The sequence below is a fragment of the Akkermansia sp. GGCC_0220 genome (assembly GCF_017566105.1).
In the GTDB taxonomy this organism is placed as follows: domain Bacteria; phylum Verrucomicrobiota; class Verrucomicrobiia; order Verrucomicrobiales; family Akkermansiaceae; genus Akkermansia; species Akkermansia massiliensis.
Genome location: NZ_JABFCI010000001.1, coordinates 96,992 through 113,942, shown reverse-complemented (window position 1 = coordinate 113,942; position 16,951 = coordinate 96,992). Strand labels below are relative to the sequence as shown.

Sequence of the window (16,951 nt, the reverse complement as noted above, 5' to 3'; positions counted from 1 at the left end):
TGCTGCGGGCGCTCCAGGGAGCGGAAATGTTTTTTGGTTGAAAGAAAGAGCACCGTGGAATGGTAGCATACGCATGCGCAAGATGATTGCCTGTATGCTGGGCGCCGCCGCCCTGTGTTTTTCCATGGCCGGAGCGGAAACGCCCGTTTCCGCCGCGGAGAAAGCTTCGTCTCCCTGCAGGAGGATGGCCTGGAACCGCGGCTGGGAGTTCCGGCTGGAAGACGAGCCCGGTAAAAGCGGCTGGCAGACGGCGCATTTGCCACATACGTTCAGCCTGCCCTATTTCATGTCCGATTCCTTTTACACGGGGCGCGGCTCCTACCGCAAGAAGCTCGTGGTGCCGGAGGAATGGCTGGGGCAGAAGGTTTTTCTGGATTGCGGCGCAGCCTTCCAGGTGGCGGAGGTGACGGTGAACGGAAAGGCCGCAGGATGGCATGAAGGGGGGTATACGGCGTTCCGGACGGATTTGACGCCTTTCCTGAAACGCGGGGAGAATTGGGTGGAGGTGCGCGTGGACAACCGCTGGAACCCCCGCATCGCCCCGCGGGCGGGAGAGCATACCTTTTCCGGCGGCCTGTACCGGAACGTGCATCTGCACGTGTGTTCTCCCGTGCATCTTCCCGCGCACGGCATCTGGGTGCAGACGCCGGAAGTGACTCCTTCCCGCGGGAAGGTCCGCATTCTGGCGGCAGTGAAGAATGATAGCGAGAGGATAAAGAGGGTGACGGTGCGCCACACCGTGAGGGAGGACAAGGGTGGCCGCGTGGTGCTCCGCGGGGAAGAGCCCGTGGAACTGGGCGCGGGAAAGGAAGCGTGCGTTCAGACGGACCTGCCTCCGCTGGCCGCTCCCAGGCTGTGGAGTCCGGCCGTTCCCAACATGTACCGCGTGACGACGGAGCTGGTGGGCGAAGGGGGAAAAGTGCTGGACCGGGCGGAGAATCCCCTGGGCTTCCGCACCCTGGAGCTGACGGCGGACCGGGGCATGCTGATTAACGGGAAGCCCGTTTACCTGCAAGGAGCCAACGTGCACCAGGACCACGCGGGATGGGGGGATGCCGTGACGGACGCCGGAGCGCGCCGGGACGTGCTGCTGATGAAGGACGCCGGGTTCAATTTCATCCGCGGCTCCCATTATCCCCATTCCCAGGCTTTTCTGGACGCCTGCGACCGGGAGGGGATGTGCATGCTGAATGAAGGCATTTTCTGGGGCATGGGCGGCTTCAAGGAGCACGACAGGTACTGGAATTGCGACGCCTATCCCACGGAAGAGAAGGACCGCGCCGCGTTTGAGGAGAGTTGCATGCGCCAGGTGAGGGAGATGGTGCTGCAATTCCGCAACCACCCTTCCATCGTCATCTGGAGCATCAGCAACGAACCGTTTTTCACCCGGCATGCGCCGGAGGCCAGGGCCCTGTGCGGCAAGCTGATTGCCCTGGTGAAGGAGCTGGACCCGACGCGCCCCGTGTGCGCCGGGGGAGGCCAGCGCGGCGATTTCGACAAGCTGGGGGACATGGCCGCCTTCAACGGGGACGGCTCCCATGTGAAGACGCCCGGCAGGCCCAGCATGGTGACGGAGTACGGTTCCGTGAGCTGCAGGAGGCCGGGGGCTTATGCGCCGGGCTGGGGAGACATGGCCGGGGACAAGCAGGCGGGGGCGCGCTATCCCTGGCGCGCGGGGGAGGCGGTCTGGTGCGGTTTTGACCACGGCAGCATCTGGCCCTCCGGCGGACGCATGGGCATTGTGGATTACTTCCGCATTCCCAAGAGGGCCTGGTACTGGTACAGGAATGAGTTTAAAAACATTCCCCCGCCGGAATGGCCCGTGGAGGGAACGCCTGCGCAGGTGAAGCTGTCCGCGGACAAGAAGGCCATCAGCCCGGCTGACGGCACGGACGATGTGCACGTGACCGTGAAGGTGGCGGATGCCTCCGGCAGGCAGATAGCCAATGCCGTTCTGGTAACGCTCACGGTGGAATCAGGCCCCGGAGAGTTCCCCACCGGCAAGAGCATCACGTTCACGCCCGGGACGGACATTGACTTCATTGACGGCTGCGCGGCTATTGAGTTCCGGTCTTATTACGCCGGGAAAACGGTCATCAAGGCGTCTTCCCCGGGATTGAAGGGGGACAGCATCCAGATTGTTTCCCGGAACGCCCCGGCGTACGTGGCGGGCAGGAGCGCGGAAACGAAGGAGAGGCCCTACAGGCGTTTTTCCGCGCAGGAGAGGGATGCCCAGGTGGCGCGGTACGGGCAGTCCGGAACCGGAGCCGGAGAGAAGGCGAACCTGGCGGCTTTGAGGCCTTGTTCCGCTTCCTCCAATCTTCAGGACGCGATGAAGGCGTCCGATGGCGACGGCGCTTCCGCATGGGTGCCGTCCGCAGAAGACAGGGAGCCATGGTGGCGGCTGGACATGGAGTTTGAATTCCGCCTGGACCGGGTGGAGGCGAAAGCCGCCGGAATATGGAAAGGGCAGCCTCCCGTGGTGCAGGTCAGCAAAGACGGCAAAACCTGGAAGGATGTGAAAACCGTTCTTCTGAAGGACGGGGCCGGATTGGTCGCCGCGTGCTCCGGGGAGGCGAAGGCCAGGTATGTCCGCATCCGGCTGTCGCCGGGGCAGGGGATTGCGGAAGTGGCCGTGTGGCCGGCGGATGCCTCATGAGGGGGCCTGTTCCTCCGGGGCGGGGGGCTTTTTCCGGCCTCTCCGCGTGCCGGAGCTTCCGGAATCCTCTTCCGCACGCTGGCGGCGCAGTTTGTCCCAGTATGCCAGCCGCTTGTTGATTTCCCGTTCAAAGCCCCGTTCCGGCGGCTTGTAGAACTGGCGGCGGGGCATCTTGTCCGGAAAGTAGTTCTGCCCGGAAAAGGCGTCCGGAGCGTCGTGGTCGTACGCGTAATTTTTTCCGTAGCCCAGCTCCTTCATCAATTTGGTGGGCGCGTTCAGGATGTGCGCCGGAGGCATCAGGGAGCCGTATTCCCTGGCCGCCTTCCGGGCCGCTCCCCAGGCGGTGTAGGCGCTGTTGGATTTGGGGGCGCAGCCCAGGTAGATGACCAGTTCCGCGATCGCCAGCTCTCCTTCCGGAGAGCCCAGGCGTTCATAGGTGTCCCACGCGGCAATGGCCATTTGCAGCGCGGCGGGGTCCGCCAGGCTGATGTCCTCCATGGCGAAGCGGGTGAGGCGGCGCAGCAGGTAGAGCGGGTCTTCCCCGCCCTGGAGCATGCGCGCGGCCCAGTACAGGGCGGCGTCCGTATCAGAGCCGCGCAGGGACTTGTGCAGGGCGCTGATGAGGTTGTAGTGGCCCTCCCGGTCCTTGTCGTAAACCGGGGCGCGCTGCTGGACGATTTTCAGCAGGGCCGGCGTGTCCAGCGTCTCGTCAGGCTTGCAGAGGTCAAAGACGCTTTCCATCAGGTTGATGAGGTAGCGGCCGTCCCCGTCCGCCAGTTCAATGAGGGTGGCGCGCGCCTCCGGAGCGAGCGGCAGCTTGCGCTGGAGAAGGGATTCCGCCCGCTCAATGATGCTTTCCAGCGCCGGAGCGTCCAGGGAATGCATGACGAAGACCTTGCAGCGGGAGAGAAGTGCGCTGTTCAGTTCAAAGGAGGGGTTTTCCGTGGTGGCCCCCACGAGCGTGACGGTTCCGTTTTCCACGTATGGCAGGAAGCCGTCCTGCTGGGCGCGGTTGAACCGGTGGATTTCATCCACGAAGAGGAGGGTTCCCTGGCCGTATTCCCGCCGTTTGGCGGCCTCGTCAAAGGCTTTCCTCAGATCCGCCATGCCGGAGAAGACGGCGGAGAGCGCGACGAAGTGCATGGACGTGCGCGTGGCCAGGATGCGCGCCAGCGTGGTTTTTCCGCAGCCGGGCGGCCCCCACAGGACGAAGCTGGTCAGCTTGCCGGAATCCGCCATGAGCCGGATGGGCCCTCCCTCTCCCAGCAGGTGGTCCTGGCCCACGATTTCCTCCAGGGCGGCCGGTCTCAGGCGGTCCGCCAGGGGCCGGTCCGCGAAGGCGGCAAACAGGCCCGGCGTATCGTCTTTTTTCATGGTGTCCATCATACGCCGCGGGAAAAAGGAAGGCAAGGGGCGCATCATGGCATTTCAGGCGGAGCGGACGGGCTGGCGTGTCATGGAGCGGGAGGTTCCCTGACCGCTTTTAACGGGATTAAGGAAAAACGGGAAGAAAAGGAAAGACTCCCGGCAGAAGCGGTGTATACTGGACGTGATGTTCCGCTATGTTTCCCCTGTATTCCTTTTCCTGCTCTCCGGAGCATGCTGCCTGACCGTGAATGCGCAGGACCAGATCATTCCCCGGCCCGTTTCCGTCAGGATTGCGGACAAAAGCGAGGCGAAGCCCGTGAAGCTGGATGGAGGCACGCGCATCGTGTGCCGGGAGAAGGACGTCGGGTTCCAGCGTCAGGCCCGTCTGCTGCAGCAGTTTTTATCAGGCGGAACAGGACTGCCCCTGGCGGGGATGGGGGGAACGGGGGCCATCCGAATAGAGAAGGATGCTTCCCTGAAACAGTACGGACCGGAGGCGTACCGCCTGGAAGCGGCGCCCGGAAATATCGTGATCAAGGCTGCTGCACCAAAAGGGGTGTATTACGCCGGACAGAGCCTGGCGCAGATGCTGCCTGCCGCGTTTTTTGACGATGGCGCGGACAAGGGGGCGGTAAGCTGGACCGTGGCGGAGAAGCCTTTTTCCATGCTGGATTATCCCCGCTTTGCGTGGCGCGCCTTCATGCTGGATGAAGCGAGGCATTTTTTTGGAGAGGAGGAGGTGAAGAGGCTGATTGACCAGATGGGGCTTCTGAAAATGAATATCCTGCACTGGCATTTGTCCGACGATGCCGGATGGCGCGTCCAGATTAAAAAGTATCCCAAGCTGACCTCCATCGGCAGCAAGCGGAGAGACACGGAGATAGAGACGTGGGGGAGCGGCAAGTATGAGGGCAGGCCCCATGAAGGTTTTTATACGCAGGAGCAGATCAGGCGCATCGTCCGCTATGCGGCCGACCGGAATATAACGATTGTGCCGGAAATAGACATTCCCGGGCATTCCGCCGCCGCCACGTTCTCCTATCCGGAATTGAAGTTGTCCGCCAAGCCCGTGACGGAGATTCCCGTGAGCTTCAATGACGGAACCGCGTTTGACCCCACCAACGAGCGGACCTACCAGTTTCTGGGGGATATCATGACAGAGCTGGCGGCCCTGTTTCCCGGCGGCATCATCCACATCGGCGGCGACGAGGTGCGGTATAAGAAGTACTGGGCGGGCGTGCCCCACATTGAGGAGTTCATGAAGAAGAAGGGCATCAGGAATTTCCCGGACCTTCAGATCATGTTTACGAACCGGATTTCCGGCATGCTGGCTAAGAAGGGAATACGGATGATCGGATGGAATGAGATTCTGGGTTCCGACGTGCACAATGACGGCGGCCAGGGGGCCGCTCTGGGCAAGCTGGACGGGAAGGCCATCATCCATTTCTGGTACGGGTCCGACAAGATTGCCACCAAGGCGGTTGAAGACGGTCACCAGGTGGTCAATTCCACCTCCCATATGACTTATATGAACAAGGGTTACGACAAGCTCCCCCTGTCCAAATCCTATTCCTTTGAACCCGTTTTCGCGGGATTGAAGCCGGAACATCAGCAGAACGTCATCGGCCTGGGCTGCCAGGTCTGGACGGAATGGATTGCAGATGCGGACAAACTGCACCGCCATGTGTTCCCCCGCATTGCCGCTTATGCGGAAACGGGCTGGACCCGGAAGGAGGACAAGAATTTTCAGGATTTCCAGAGGCGGCTGCCTGGATATGAGAAGATTCTGGATGCCTTGAAGATCGAGCACGGGGAAGAGAAGTAACGGAACGCGCCGCCTCCGCAGCCGGAGGACGTTTTCAGGAAAGACAGGCTGGTTTCCCGTTCCGGAGGGAACGAGATGAGGGGAAACCTGTGCCGTTCCTCCTTTCCGCGAAGGAGAGGCGTGATTTCCGGGAATGCGCTCGTTTTTGGTGCGGAGATGACTGCCTTTTCCAGGGAAGCCTCCGGTCCGGCGGAGAACTGGCTGTCTTTTCAGGAGAGCCTGCCGCCTTAAAACGGTTTGTCACACTCTGGCATGGTGTCAACAAAAACAGGGAAACTGGTCTCCAACCAATCATGGACCAGCGGTTTTCTGACCGCCTGCGGTCCCGATTTCACTAATTAAACATAGATTATAAGGAGAATAAGATGATGTCCCTGATATCCTCGCATTATCATCAGCTGTACACGCCGGAAGACGCTGCCGTAGTTTTCATTGACCACCAGCCCCAAATGACCTTTGGCGTAGCCAACATCAACCGTGCCGACCTGATCAATAACGTCACCCTGCTGGCGAAGGCCGCCAAGCTGTTCCAGGTGCCCACCGTGATTACGGCCGTGGAAACAGAGGGCTTTTCCGGCTATGTCTGGCCCCAGCTCCTGGATATTTTTCCGGGCCAGCACGTCATTGAACGCACGTCCATGAATTCCTGGGATTCCGACGAGTTCCGGAAGGCCATCAAGGCGACGGGCCGCAAGAATATCCTCCTTACCGGGCTCTGGACGGAAGTGTGCGTCACGTGGCCCGCCATTGAGATGATCGGCGACGGTTATAACATTTACGTGGTGGAGGACTGCTGCGGCGCCACCTCCAAGGACGCCCAGAAGGCGGCCCTTTCCCGCATCGTCCAGGCGGGCGGCACGCGGCTGACGACCATCGGAGCCCTTCTGGAGTTCCAGCGCGACTGGAAGAACAAGGAACATTACGACGCCCTGATGAATCTGCTCAAGCAGCAGGGCGGCGCTTACGGCGTGGGCGTGGAGTACGCCTACACGATGGTTCACCATGCTCCCCAGTCCGCCCTGTCCCCGCAGGTGGTGAAGCATGACGCCTGATTGCCCGCAGAGTTTTTCCGGCGCTCCCTCCGTTAACACGGGGGTGCGCGCCGGAAGAAAAACCCTGAACATTCATCAGGCATGAACGCCATCAATCCTTCAGAGGAAGTGACCGTTGTGGTGCGCCGGCATATTCTGCCGGGGCATGAAGGCCAGTTTGAGCACGCCATGCGGGATTTCGTCAATTTTGTGCTGAGCTGCCCCGGGCATGTGGGCATCAGCGTCCTGCGGCCCTCCGACGGAAACGGGGAATATGTGGTGGTGGACCGTTTCGCGAGCGCCGCCGCCAGAAAAGCCCTGGTTTCCTCCCCGGAGTACGAACGCTGGATGAAGCTGCTGGGAGCCCATACGGAAGGGGAGGCCCATATCCAGGAGATGAACGGCCTGGACGCCTGGTTGAACCAGCCGGGCACCCCGATGGTGACGCCGCCGCGCTACAAGACGGCGGCGGCCACCTATCTGGGCGTGTGCCTGGTCATCTTTCTTCTGAACATTACCGTGGGTGGGCCCATCCGCAGCGTGCTGCCCGGATGGCTTTCCTTTTTCCTGTTCAACGCCTGTGTGGTGGCGCTGCTGACCTGGGTATTCATGCCGCTGATCAGCAGCATTCTGTCTCCCTGGCTTTTCAGGGCGCAGGCCGGAACCATTCCGGGAACAACCCCGAACCATGATGAAAACAATGAAAAACAATGATAAGGTTTACGCCGATTTGATGATCTCAAACGGCAACATAGCAACGCTGGATGAACGCGGAACGATGGCCCGCGCCGTCGCCGTCAAGGATGGAAAGATACTGGCCGTGGGGTCCGACGAGGACGTTGCCCAGTACAAGGGGCCGGATACCCAGGTGATCGACGCCGGGAAAAGGACCGTCATTCCCGGCCTGAACGATTCCCACTTGCACGTGATCCGCGGCGGCCTGAATTACAATATGGAACTGCGCTGGGACGGCGTGCCCTCCCTGGCGGACGCCATGCGCATGCTCAAGGAGCAGGCCCGCAGAACGCCGCCGGGACAGTGGGTGCGCGTGGTGGGCGGCTGGAGCGAGTTCCAGTTTGCCGAACGCCGGATGCCTACGCTGGAGGAGATTAATGAGGCGGCGCCGGATACGCCCGTTTTTGTGCTTCACCTGTACTGCCGCGCCATGCTCAACAAGGCCGCCCTGCGCGCCTGCGGGTATACGAAGGATACGCCCAACCCTCCGGGCGGGGAAATCCAGCACGACAGCGAGGGCAATCCCACCGGCCTGCTGATTGCGCGGCCAAATGCCACCATTCTTTACGCCACGCTGGCCAAGGGGCCCAAACTGCCCCTGGAACACCAGATCAATTCCACCCGGCATTTCATGAAAGAACTTAACCGCCTGGGCCTGACCAGCATCATTGACGCAGGAGGCGGCTATCAGAATTACCCGGAGGACTACCAGGTGATTGAAGAGCTGCACAAGCGCGGGGAAATGACCGTGCGGATTGCCTACAATCTGTTTACCCAAAGGCCCAAGGAAGAGAAGGAGGACTTTGCCAAATGGATCAGGATGACCAGGCCGGGAGAGGGGGACGATTATTACCGCTGCAACGGAGCGGGTGAAATGCTCGTCTTTTCCGCCGCGGACTTTGAGGACTTTCTGGAGCCGCGTCCGGACCTCCCCGGAGACATGGAATCCGAACTCAAGGGGGTGGTCAGCCTGCTGGCCGCCAACAAATGGCCTTTCCGGCTGCACGCCACGTACAATGAGAGCATCTCCCGCTTTCTGGACGTGTATGAAGAAGTGAACCGGGAGATTCCCTTTGACGGCCTGCACTGGTTCTTCGACCACTGCGAGACCATTGACGAGAAGAATCTGGAACGCGTCAAGGCGCTGGGCGGAGGCATTGCCGTGCAGTGCCGCATGGCCTACCAGGGGGAATATTTCATGGACCGCTACGGCAAGGAGGCGGCGGAACATACGCCGCCCGTGCGCAGAATGCTGGAAATGGGCATTCCCGTAGGGGCCGGAACGGATGCCACGCGCGTGGCGAGCTACAATCCATGGGTTTCCCTGTACTGGCTGACCACCGGGAAGACCGTGGGCGGAGAACCGATGTACCGGGAGGAAGACTGCCTTTCCCGTGAGGAAGCCCTCCGGCTTTATACGCAGGGGAGCACCTGGTTTTCCTCCGAGACGGGCAAAAAAGGAGCGATTGTTCCCGGTCAACTGGCGGACATGGTCGTGCTGAGCGAAGATTATTTCTCCGTTCCGGAAGAGGAGATCAAGGGAATAGAATCCGTGCTGACCGTCATGGACGGCAAAATCGTTTATGCCGCGGGACCGTTCAAGGATTTGGACCCGGCGCCCATTCCGGTACTGCCCGAGTGGTCCCCCATTGCCGTGTTCGGCGGATACGGCGCTCCCCTGGACCCGAAGAAGGCGGCCAGGGCCGGCGTGCCTTTCCAGCAGGAGCACCGGCATTCCTCACACTGCCATGAACACGGCTGCATGCATTCCGCGTTCATGCTGATGGAGGGCGCGGCGAATGCGTCGCGGCCCAGGTATTCCGATTTCTGGGGCTCCGGGTGTGGTTGCTTCGCATTCTGACGGTAAATGATGCGAAGCTTCCTGCGCCCCGTCTCCCTGGTGGGACGGGGCGCTTTTTCCTTTCCCGGAAGGGGTAGGGAATAAGGCTGCGGTTTTTCCTGCCGGAGTTACAGCACTTCCCGGTACAGGGAAATTTCAATGGCTTCCTCCGTCATGTCGCTCAGGAGTGGGATGATGCGCTGGAAGTGCTCGGAATCCGCATGAACGTCCACGGCTGCCTGGTCCTTCCACTCTTCAATGAATGTCAGGATATTAGGGTCATCAATGTCCTCATACAGGTGGTAGGAAACGTTGCCGGCTTCCGCACGGCTGTTTTCCACCAGTTCCCGGGCGGTGGCGATGAATTCTTCCCTGGCTCCTGCTTTGACGATGCTTTTGGCTGTAATCTTAATCATGGCTATGGCTGTTTTGGCCGTATCCAGAGTAAGGGAGCGGGAGAGCCCGTGTCAACGACCCTTTTGAGGCGTTCCGGTCATGGCTGCGTATCCTTCAGGATTTTCAGAACATAGGCGCGCGTTGTATCCGTATGCTCCGCGCCGCGTATGCAGGAAAGCCCCTGGTAGAGTCCCACCGTTTCCAGGCGCAGGTCCATATCCTGTCCATCCAGATCCTCCCGGGTGGGTGGGGGATAATTGGAGGCGGGACCGCTCAGGGACTTCATCCGCATGGTATCCATGTTGAACAGGCAGCTTTGCATGCCATTGGTGAATATCAAGCTGCCCTGGCGTTGTTTTTCCTCCGGCCGCAGCCTGTAAATGGTGATGGCGCTTTCCCCGCCGGGATTGATCAGGATGGCGGGGAAAACATGCTTGTTCCCGCCTTTCTCCCGGACGGTCAGGTCAAAGTCGCATTCTCCGAAAAACCTGTTGGTGACACGGGAGGAGATATGGACCTCCACGGGCACTTCCTGCGGCAGGGGAACAAGGGTGGCAGCAGACAGCGCGGACCCCGGCGGGAGTTCCGGAACCGGGAAGGGTACGGTGATGATGTCAATAACGCAACTGATGACGCCGATCAGCACGAACAGCAGGATGCCCTTGTTCCGGAGCTGGACGGGAAGCAACTTCCGGGATTCCCCCGGATAAAGCTTGCTGGCGGATTTGTCCTGCTGCAGGCAGTATTCGGTCAGGCGTGAAATGACGGCCAGGGCGCAGGCCATGGCTGCCAGCCATGCAAGCGTGAAGGCCAGGTCCTCCACCATGGGACCCGTGGTGAAAAAGCTGAATAACCAGATGATGAAGGCCGTCAGCAGGAGAAAGACGACCAGGAAGGCCATGCAGCCGAAGGGCGCCGTGGAGACGGGAATCCAGCGCCTGCCGCGCTTGCCGCAGGCGCGCAGAATGAGGATGGCAATAAAAAAAGCAACAATTGCCAGCGTAGAATAAAAATGTTGAAACAGGTAATCGAGCATGGCATGCGGGGAAAACTTGGATAGTAGCTGGTCGGGGACCGATTTCATGCCAGTTTCCGAAAAAATATCCGGAAACAAGCCGTTTTTACATGATGAAATGATAGGCGTCGAATTTTGGAGCTCTTTATCATTTTAGCCTTTTTTCACCCTTGCTTGCAAGATTTTTCATTTCCTTGTTTCCCGCTATTTGAATTTAATATGCCGGAAAAGAATTATTCTACAATTGAATATGGAGGAAAAGCCGGTTCCATCATCTTCCAGAGAGGAAACAGGGCGCAGGGCTAGCGGAAGAAAAGGGTGTTGCGGAATTGCGGGTTACAAAACAACGGGAAACGGCACAAAGGAGTTTCCCATCCCCGTGAAGCCGAAAAGTGATTCATATCCCCGTCCCGGAGTTCTGTACCGTCTCCGTTCCGGCTCCTCCTTGGGGGGGACGGATTGCCAGGGGAGCCTTTTCTTCGGGTCCGGCTCACTTTTATTGAAAGATAAATGATAACGGGAAGAAAAGTTTTAAACTTGTTGGCAATGAGTGTTTTTTATCTTGATGTGGAGTTTTGGCGCAGGTGATTCCTGAATCAAAAGTTTATCTTGTTGTTCCGTTTTATTCCCTGGGGGAAAGGTGATTGAGGGCCGGATTATATTCAAAAGAAAAGGAAGCTGACTTTATGAGGGCACTTGCAGAAATATCGGGAAAAATGTTCCTCTGTCGCGCTAATATAAGACCGGAAAATGAATAAAATGGAATTTAAAACTTTATTTCAAACATTTCTAAGAAAGTGCAAATAAATTCGTTAAAGATGATAGTGGAAAGTTTGTCGAGAGATTAAACGGGAAGCCGGTTTTTTCCATAATTATCCGGGCGCGGAGAAGAAATTGAATGGAGAAAATAAAGTTCATGGATGAGGAAACAGGCCGATTCCTTTCCCGAATTTATTTTTCTCTTCCGGATGATGAAGGGAACTATCGTTCCTGTTATTACGGTGTTCTTTTTAAGCCGGAACGGAAGGCCTCTTGGACTGGAGAAAAAGCAGTCATGGGTTGCATCCGCCTTCCCTTTTTTCATGTTCTTCCGCCCCTGCCGTGCCATTCAGCCTGTTTCCTGCCGGGCTTTTTCTTTTTCAAGAAGTTGTACATACCTTATGGAAACAGCGTGAATGCCGCAGTTGCGGTCAATTATGCAATCTCCTTCCCGCGTATTTGCCTTGAGCCGGAAAAGGGGTTGGGCTAGTGGCTGGCCGAGTGTTTTACCTGGCCGGGAGAAGTTCCGGGTAGGCTGAATTCCTCTCTGTTATGGAAAATGGAGAAAAAGGTGCTGCCAGAAAAAAGCTATCCCTGTACCGGGTCCGCCAGCACTTTTTTGAGCTTCGCAAAGCGGGGCAGGGAGCATTCCTTCTGCATGGCCGTTTCTCCCTGGATGAGGGGCAGAACGTAGTCGATGAACGGCTGTTCAACTCCATTGCCGCGGGTATTGATCCATTCACGGGGGACGAGTTTTTCCACGTTGGCCACGTCTCCCAGGCTGGTCAATTTGGTCTTGCAGGAGTAGATGCCGTTTTCCGTGCTCCGTTCGAAGGCGACCATCTTGTCCGTCTGGCCGGAAACGGCCGCTTCCACGGCGGCTTTCCCCGCCATGTAGGCTTCATCAATGTCCGTTTTGGAGGCCACGTGGGAGGCGCAGCGCTGGAGGAGGGAAAGTTCAATGCTCCTGACCTTGGCCCCGGTCTGCCGCTTGACGGATTCCGCCAGCATGGCGCCCAGTCCGCCCAGCTGCGTATGGCCGAAGACGTCCCTGTCCCCGGATTCCGCGACAAAGCGGCCGTCCGCATATTGCACCCCTTCCGAGACGGCGACCATGCAGCTCCCGTTACGCTTGTAAATCCGGTCCACATCCTGCCAGAATTCTTCCATGCGGAAGGGGACTTCCGGCAGGTAAACCAGGTCCGGTCCGGCGCCCGCATAAGTGGCCAGGGCGGCGGAACCGGCCAGCCATCCGGCGTGACGGCCCATGATTTCCACGATGGTGACACGCCCTTTGTCGTACACGCGGAGATCCTGGTGCACCTCCATGCAGGAGGTGGCGATGAATTTGGCGGCGGAACCGAAGCCGGGGCAGTGGTCCGTGCCGTAAAGGTCGTTGTCAATGGTCTTGGGGATTCCGATCACGCGGCATTCATAGCCGGATTGCTGCATGAATTTGGATATCTTGTTGCAGGTATCCATGGAATCATTGCCGCCGTTGTAGAAAAAGTAACGTACATCGTACTTCCGGAACACCTCCAGCAGGCGGCGGTAGTCCGTATCATCCACGGCGGGATCCGCCATCCGGTAGCGGCAGGAGCCCAGGGCAGAGGCCGGGGTGTATTTCAGCAATTCCAGTTCCTCCGGGTCTTCCTGCGCCATATCGAACAGGCGTTCCTTCAGCACTCCTTCAATCCCGTTGGCGGCTCCCAGCACGCGGGTGACCGGTTCGCATTTCAGGGCCGTCTGGATGGCCCCCAGCGCGCTGGCATTGATGACGGCGGTGGGGCCGCCGGACTGGCCGATGATGCATGCTCCTTTCAATGGCTTCATGGGGGAAATGGTGGATGGGAGAGTTCTGTGGAGCCCCGTTCCGCAGCGTGGGGGCCGGGGGATGAAATCAGAGTCGAACCTATCTGGAGCCCGGAGGGATGTCAAACATTATTGGTCTGCCGGAGGGACTCCCGCAGCCCGGGCGGAAGAGAGGGAAACGCCGGGCATCCGCTATTCGGTTTTCATGCTTTTCCGGGATGGCGGCCAGGTGTTCTCCCAAGGCGGGCGCCGCCGGTGGTCCGGTGGGTTTTGTGTGCGGAAGAGGCATGCGGAAATCCGTGCTGTACAGCCTGGGGCTTATTACCAGGGCACAGATGGCGTTTACGCGCCTTTTTATGCCCATGGCGTCCCTTGTTTCTTCCGGGAAAGCGTATTTATGCGGACGGCGGCGTGTGGCGCACGGAGACGGACTGCCCGGGGTAGATTTCCGGGATGACGGAGATGCTCTTGATGTTTTTGCCCGCAGTCAGGGCACGGAGCATCCGGATGAGCTTGTGAACCGTTTTTGTCTGGTTCTCCTCGTAATAAGTGATGGTGGGCAGCAGGCGCTCCATGAAGGGTTCATACGTCAGGCTGATCAGGCTGAGCTGGTCCGGAATGCTTAAAGAGCGGGCTTCCACCCAGGAAAGGAGGGGAACGATCTGGTTGCCCCGCGTAGCTACCAGGGCGGACATGTCCGGATGTTCCTTGAACGCTTTGGCGAGGTATTCAAAGAAAAGGGGCGTCTCAAACGGGGTGGGAATCAGCACGGGGTTCCAGCCCTTTTCCGCAAAGCTGAAAAAGCCCTTCTGCATTAACTGGTGGCCCTTCAACGGGTCCGGGGGGAGGCACAGGCCGACGGTCCGGTGCCCCTTGTTCCAGAGGTGCTGCGCCGCATGGTGCGTGGTGGCCGCCCAGTGGCGGTCCAGATAGGGCAGGTTGCTGCTCTGGTAGGAAGTGCCGCGCACGATGCAGGGAATGCCGTGCGTCTTGAACCAGAGCTGGGTCTGTTCCGAGGAGCGGTGGAGTATCCAGCAGACGCATTCGGATTTGGTCACCAGCTTGGCGAGACGCTTGTCCGGGTTGTTGCCTAAAATCCAGGGAGCTTCAAAAATGCGGACGCTGATGCCGTCTTCCTCCAGAATCTTGGAGATGGTGTACACCTCCGCCAGCACGCTTTGCGCCAGCCTCTTGAGGGGCTGGGGCGTCAGAAAGCCGATAATGCCCCTTTTTTCCTGAACAGGATGGGAGGGGACGGTTTTTCCCGCTCCTTCCTCCGTAGTTTTCAGGATGCGCCGCGGAACCTTGATGCGCGCGGGAGCGATCCATGCCTCCCTCTCCAGAAGAGCCAGAGCCTTTCTGACGGTCTCCCTCCCTACGGACAATCTGTGCCCGAGCTCCCGTTCGCCGGGCAGGATGTTGACCAGGCTGCCGCTGAGGATCATCTGTTTGATTTTATTGGCTACGGTTTCAACCAATGAAGATGCGGGCAACGAAGTCATACTCTTTTATATACGTACTGCCTTGCGTGAATTCGAGTCAATTGTAGGGATTGGTTCCGCAGCCAAATTCAGCGTGAATGTCCTTGTTGCGGTAAGTTGTTGGAATTCTGTAATCTAGATAAAAATATGAGTCCCTGGTCTTTTTTAATGTCGGAAAGTGGAGAAATCATGGGTAAAGGATATATTATTATCAATGGATTACATGTTTCCCGCGTTCGCAGGTGGGTGGTTTGTGATTATTTTATAAAATATTCATAATAAACATCTTGATTTATCTTTTCTGTCAAGCGGTGTCATTTTTTCATGCCGGTTGGCTCCGCATGCGGCGTGCCTCTCTCCGGGGAAGTGGCAGGAGGCATGCACGTATCAGCATGGATGATTACTGTCTCTTTTCCGGTGCTAAATCTGCTCAATGAAAGTGAATACCATACCGGGCGCGGCTTATGCGCTGACATGTACGGCAGCATGCTCTGTCCAGGCTCTTCTCTCCGATGCTTCTTGCCTGACTGTTCTGGAAACGGAAAACTCCGGACAGTATATCTTTGTGGCCCCTACGGATGCGGTGGAGGTGTCCGACGAACATGCACTGGTAACACAGACTTTTAAAGTAGCCGCTCTGGGATTGGCTGCCCAGGGCGGCATTCGGCTGGGAGAAGATGCCGTTTTGAAAAATCTGACGGCGGAGGCGTCCACCTTTTCCGGAACCGTCAATGCCAACGGCGGTATCAATGCCGTATCCGCGCTTGCGGCCGGAGCCTCCAACACCGGCCTCAACGCGGGCAGCCACGCCGTCATGTCCGTTCTGAGGAATGTGTACCATCTGGACCATGCGAACGGAACCGTTACCACCCTGGAGGGAAGCAACGTCAAGATGGAGCGTTCCTTGGCGGACTGGTGCGGGCTGTCCTGGGCGGGCACGCTGACGGCGCACAAATGCGTCCTGGTCAAGTCTGCCGTCACCAATACCAATTACGGAGGAGCCATCAGCCCTGCCGGAACCGGCAGCTATGCGCTGGTGATGTCTCTGCTTTCCGGTGTGAATTTGGCCGCGACTCAAACTAAATTCGGCTGGACCGGGTATTCCGGAACCGTCACCGCCACAACGGTGGAGAATATTCCCGGACCGCTTTTTTATGTGGATGTAGCCAGCAGAAAAGTGGTGGCCAGGTCCGGAGACGGACAGGTTGTAACGGAGCTTTCCTGGGCTGCCTTGAGCCTGGACTGGGTATCCCGGCTTGATTTGATTGCGGTTCCCTCTTCATCCGGTACCTGCAGTATTTATCTGGCCCGGCATACGGGGATAAGCTCCGGGCACGGGAACCACTACAATTTCAACCGCCGTCATCTTAATCCACAAGCTTATTACCTGGGGGAAGTTTCTCTGGGGCTCGTCAGCAATGACGTCCACTACGCTATTATAGATACTTGCTCCGCAGAGATGGCCATGTTCAGGGTAAGCGTCATCCAAGGGATTAATCCGGCTGACTATCTTAAAATAGAAACAATTTAACATGAAAGAATTACAATTTTATTTCCCGCGACCCGGCAAGTGGGATGAATTCACGTTGACTGCCGTTTTCCCGGATATGGCGGGGTTTGTTCAGAATCAGCGCTACAGGCACCGGGAGCTGACGCCGGAACAGTTGCAGGCTTTTTCCGAAGTAGTGTCCGCCCTTACCGTCCTGTCTGACGAATGGAAGGCCGTTCAGGCATGGGCGAGGCTGGATATGTGCATGACCGGCACATCCACGGAGGGTAGCGAAGGCATGGTCAAAACAGTGGAAGCGGTTACCCTGACCGTGGAAGCTGTCAATGGCCGGGGAGCCCGTAAACTGTTCACCAACGCAAATTATCCAGAATTTACAATTCCGGAAGCGGGGGCGGTGGCATTTTTCAAACATTTTACGGATAGCCGTCAATAGCAGGCAGCCCATCCGTTCTCGTTCAAGGGGGGATGCCCAAAGGCGGGAGCTTTCCGTTTTACGCCAATAGGCATGGATGCTCCGAAT

At 58.3% G+C, this 16,951-nt stretch carries 13 protein-coding genes; 8 read left to right on the top strand and 5 right to left on the bottom strand.

Going from position 1 to position 16,951, the window contains the following annotated elements:
- Nucleotides 1-73: 73 nt before the first annotated feature.
- Nucleotides 74-2,659: a glycoside hydrolase family 2 TIM barrel-domain containing protein gene (locus HJW02_RS00460; RefSeq protein ID WP_102721828.1), complete on the top strand. Its 2,586-nt coding sequence runs from the start codon at nt 74-76 to the stop codon at nt 2,657-2,659.
- Here the strand turns inward: HJW02_RS00460 and HJW02_RS00455 are convergent.
- Nucleotides 2,654-4,033 carry a replication-associated recombination protein A gene (locus HJW02_RS00455; RefSeq protein ID WP_240454307.1) on the bottom strand — a complete coding sequence of 460 codons (1,380 nt, stop codon included), beginning with the start codon at nt 4,031-4,033 and terminating at the stop codon, nt 2,654-2,656. The genes HJW02_RS00460 and HJW02_RS00455 overlap by 6 nt on opposite strands.
- 178 nt (nt 4,034-4,211) lie before the next feature.
- On the opposite strand from HJW02_RS00455, the gene HJW02_RS00450 reads away from it, so the two are divergent.
- From HJW02_RS00450 to HJW02_RS00435, 4 genes are all read left to right on the top strand, one after another.
- Nucleotides 4,212-5,852, top strand: a complete 1,641-nt coding sequence (locus tag HJW02_RS00450) for a beta-N-acetylhexosaminidase (protein ID WP_022396725.1) — start codon at nt 4,212-4,214, stop codon at nt 5,850-5,852.
- 365 nt (nt 5,853-6,217) lie between these two features.
- Complete coding sequence (locus tag HJW02_RS00445; protein ID WP_022396726.1) at nt 6,218-6,904, top strand: hydrolase; 687 nt, start codon at nt 6,218-6,220, stop codon at nt 6,902-6,904.
- Nucleotides 6,905-6,985: 81 nt separating this feature from the next.
- On the top strand, nt 6,986-7,597 hold the full coding sequence (locus tag HJW02_RS00440; protein ID WP_102721825.1) for an antibiotic biosynthesis monooxygenase: 612 nt from the start codon (nt 6,986-6,988) through the stop codon (nt 7,595-7,597).
- On the top strand, nt 7,584-9,479 hold the full coding sequence (locus tag HJW02_RS00435) for an amidohydrolase (RefSeq protein ID WP_102721824.1): 1,896 nt from the start codon (nt 7,584-7,586) through the stop codon (nt 9,477-9,479). The genes HJW02_RS00440 and HJW02_RS00435 overlap by 14 nt, the downstream gene beginning before the upstream one ends.
- A 107-nt stretch (nt 9,480-9,586) precedes the next feature.
- Here the strand turns inward: HJW02_RS00435 and HJW02_RS00430 are convergent, their stop codons facing one another.
- Nucleotides 9,587-9,874: a putative quinol monooxygenase gene (locus tag HJW02_RS00430; protein WP_022396729.1), complete on the bottom strand. Its 288-nt coding sequence runs from the start codon at nt 9,872-9,874 to the stop codon at nt 9,587-9,589.
- 77 nt (nt 9,875-9,951) lie between these two features.
- Entirely contained in the window at nt 9,952-10,890 is a 939-nt protein-coding gene (locus HJW02_RS00425; protein WP_102731116.1) for a hypothetical protein, read from the bottom strand.
- An 895-nt stretch (nt 10,891-11,785) separates the two neighbouring features.
- Between HJW02_RS00425 and HJW02_RS00420 the strand changes: the two genes are divergently transcribed.
- Complete coding sequence (locus HJW02_RS00420; protein WP_146018125.1) at nt 11,786-12,118, top strand: hypothetical protein; 333 nt, start codon at nt 11,786-11,788, stop codon at nt 12,116-12,118.
- 98 nt (nt 12,119-12,216) lie between these two features.
- Here HJW02_RS00420 and HJW02_RS00415 read toward each other — a convergent pair whose 3' ends face one another.
- Nucleotides 12,217-13,461: a 6-phosphofructokinase gene (locus HJW02_RS00415; RefSeq protein WP_022396731.1), complete on the bottom strand. Its 1,245-nt coding sequence runs from the start codon at nt 13,459-13,461 to the stop codon at nt 12,217-12,219.
- A gap of 374 nt (nt 13,462-13,835) precedes the next feature.
- A complete protein-coding gene (locus HJW02_RS00410) occupies nt 13,836-14,942 on the bottom strand; it encodes a substrate-binding domain-containing protein (protein WP_022396732.1) in 1,107 nt (368 codons plus the stop codon).
- A gap of 418 nt (nt 14,943-15,360) precedes the next feature.
- Here HJW02_RS00410 and HJW02_RS00405 point away from each other — a divergent pair, with 418 nt between their 5' ends.
- On the top strand, nt 15,361-16,452 hold the full coding sequence (locus tag HJW02_RS00405) for a hypothetical protein (RefSeq protein WP_146018124.1): 1,092 nt from the start codon (nt 15,361-15,363) through the stop codon (nt 16,450-16,452).
- Between the two features lies 1 nt (nt 16,453).
- Nucleotides 16,454-16,864 carry a hypothetical protein gene (locus HJW02_RS00400; protein ID WP_102721819.1) on the top strand — a complete coding sequence of 137 codons (411 nt, stop codon included), beginning with the start codon at nt 16,454-16,456 and terminating at the stop codon, nt 16,862-16,864.
- Nucleotides 16,865-16,951: the final 87 nt, after the last annotated feature.

Bases quoted from the DNA above. Each gene is read 5' to 3' on its own strand.
- HJW02_RS00425 (WP_102731116.1), bottom strand. From the start codon at position 10,890: ATGCTCGATTACCTGTTTCAACATTTTTATTCTACGCTGGCAATTGTT.
- HJW02_RS00410 (WP_022396732.1), bottom strand. From the start codon at position 14,942: ATGACTTCGTTGCCCGCATCTTCATTGGTTGAAACCGTAGCCAATAAA.
- HJW02_RS00435 (WP_102721824.1), top strand. From the start codon at position 7,584: ATGAAAAACAATGATAAGGTTTACGCCGATTTGATGATCTCAAACGGC.
- HJW02_RS00455 (WP_240454307.1), bottom strand. From the start codon at position 4,033: ATGAAAAAAGACGATACGCCGGGCCTGTTTGCCGCCTTCGCGGACCGG.
- HJW02_RS00415 (WP_022396731.1), bottom strand. From the start codon at position 13,461: ATGAAGCCATTGAAAGGAGCATGCATCATCGGCCAGTCCGGCGGCCCC.
- HJW02_RS00400 (WP_102721819.1), top strand. From the start codon at position 16,454: ATGAAAGAATTACAATTTTATTTCCCGCGACCCGGCAAGTGGGATGAA.
- HJW02_RS00445 (WP_022396726.1), top strand. From the start codon at position 6,218: ATGATGTCCCTGATATCCTCGCATTATCATCAGCTGTACACGCCGGAA.
- HJW02_RS00430 (WP_022396729.1), bottom strand. From the start codon at position 9,874: ATGATTAAGATTACAGCCAAAAGCATCGTCAAAGCAGGAGCCAGGGAA.
- HJW02_RS00420 (WP_146018125.1), top strand. From the start codon at position 11,786: ATGGATGAGGAAACAGGCCGATTCCTTTCCCGAATTTATTTTTCTCTT.
- HJW02_RS00440 (WP_102721825.1), top strand. From the start codon at position 6,986: ATGAACGCCATCAATCCTTCAGAGGAAGTGACCGTTGTGGTGCGCCGG.
- HJW02_RS00450 (WP_022396725.1), top strand. From the start codon at position 4,212: ATGTTCCGCTATGTTTCCCCTGTATTCCTTTTCCTGCTCTCCGGAGCA.
- HJW02_RS00460 (WP_102721828.1), top strand. From the start codon at position 74: ATGCGCAAGATGATTGCCTGTATGCTGGGCGCCGCCGCCCTGTGTTTT.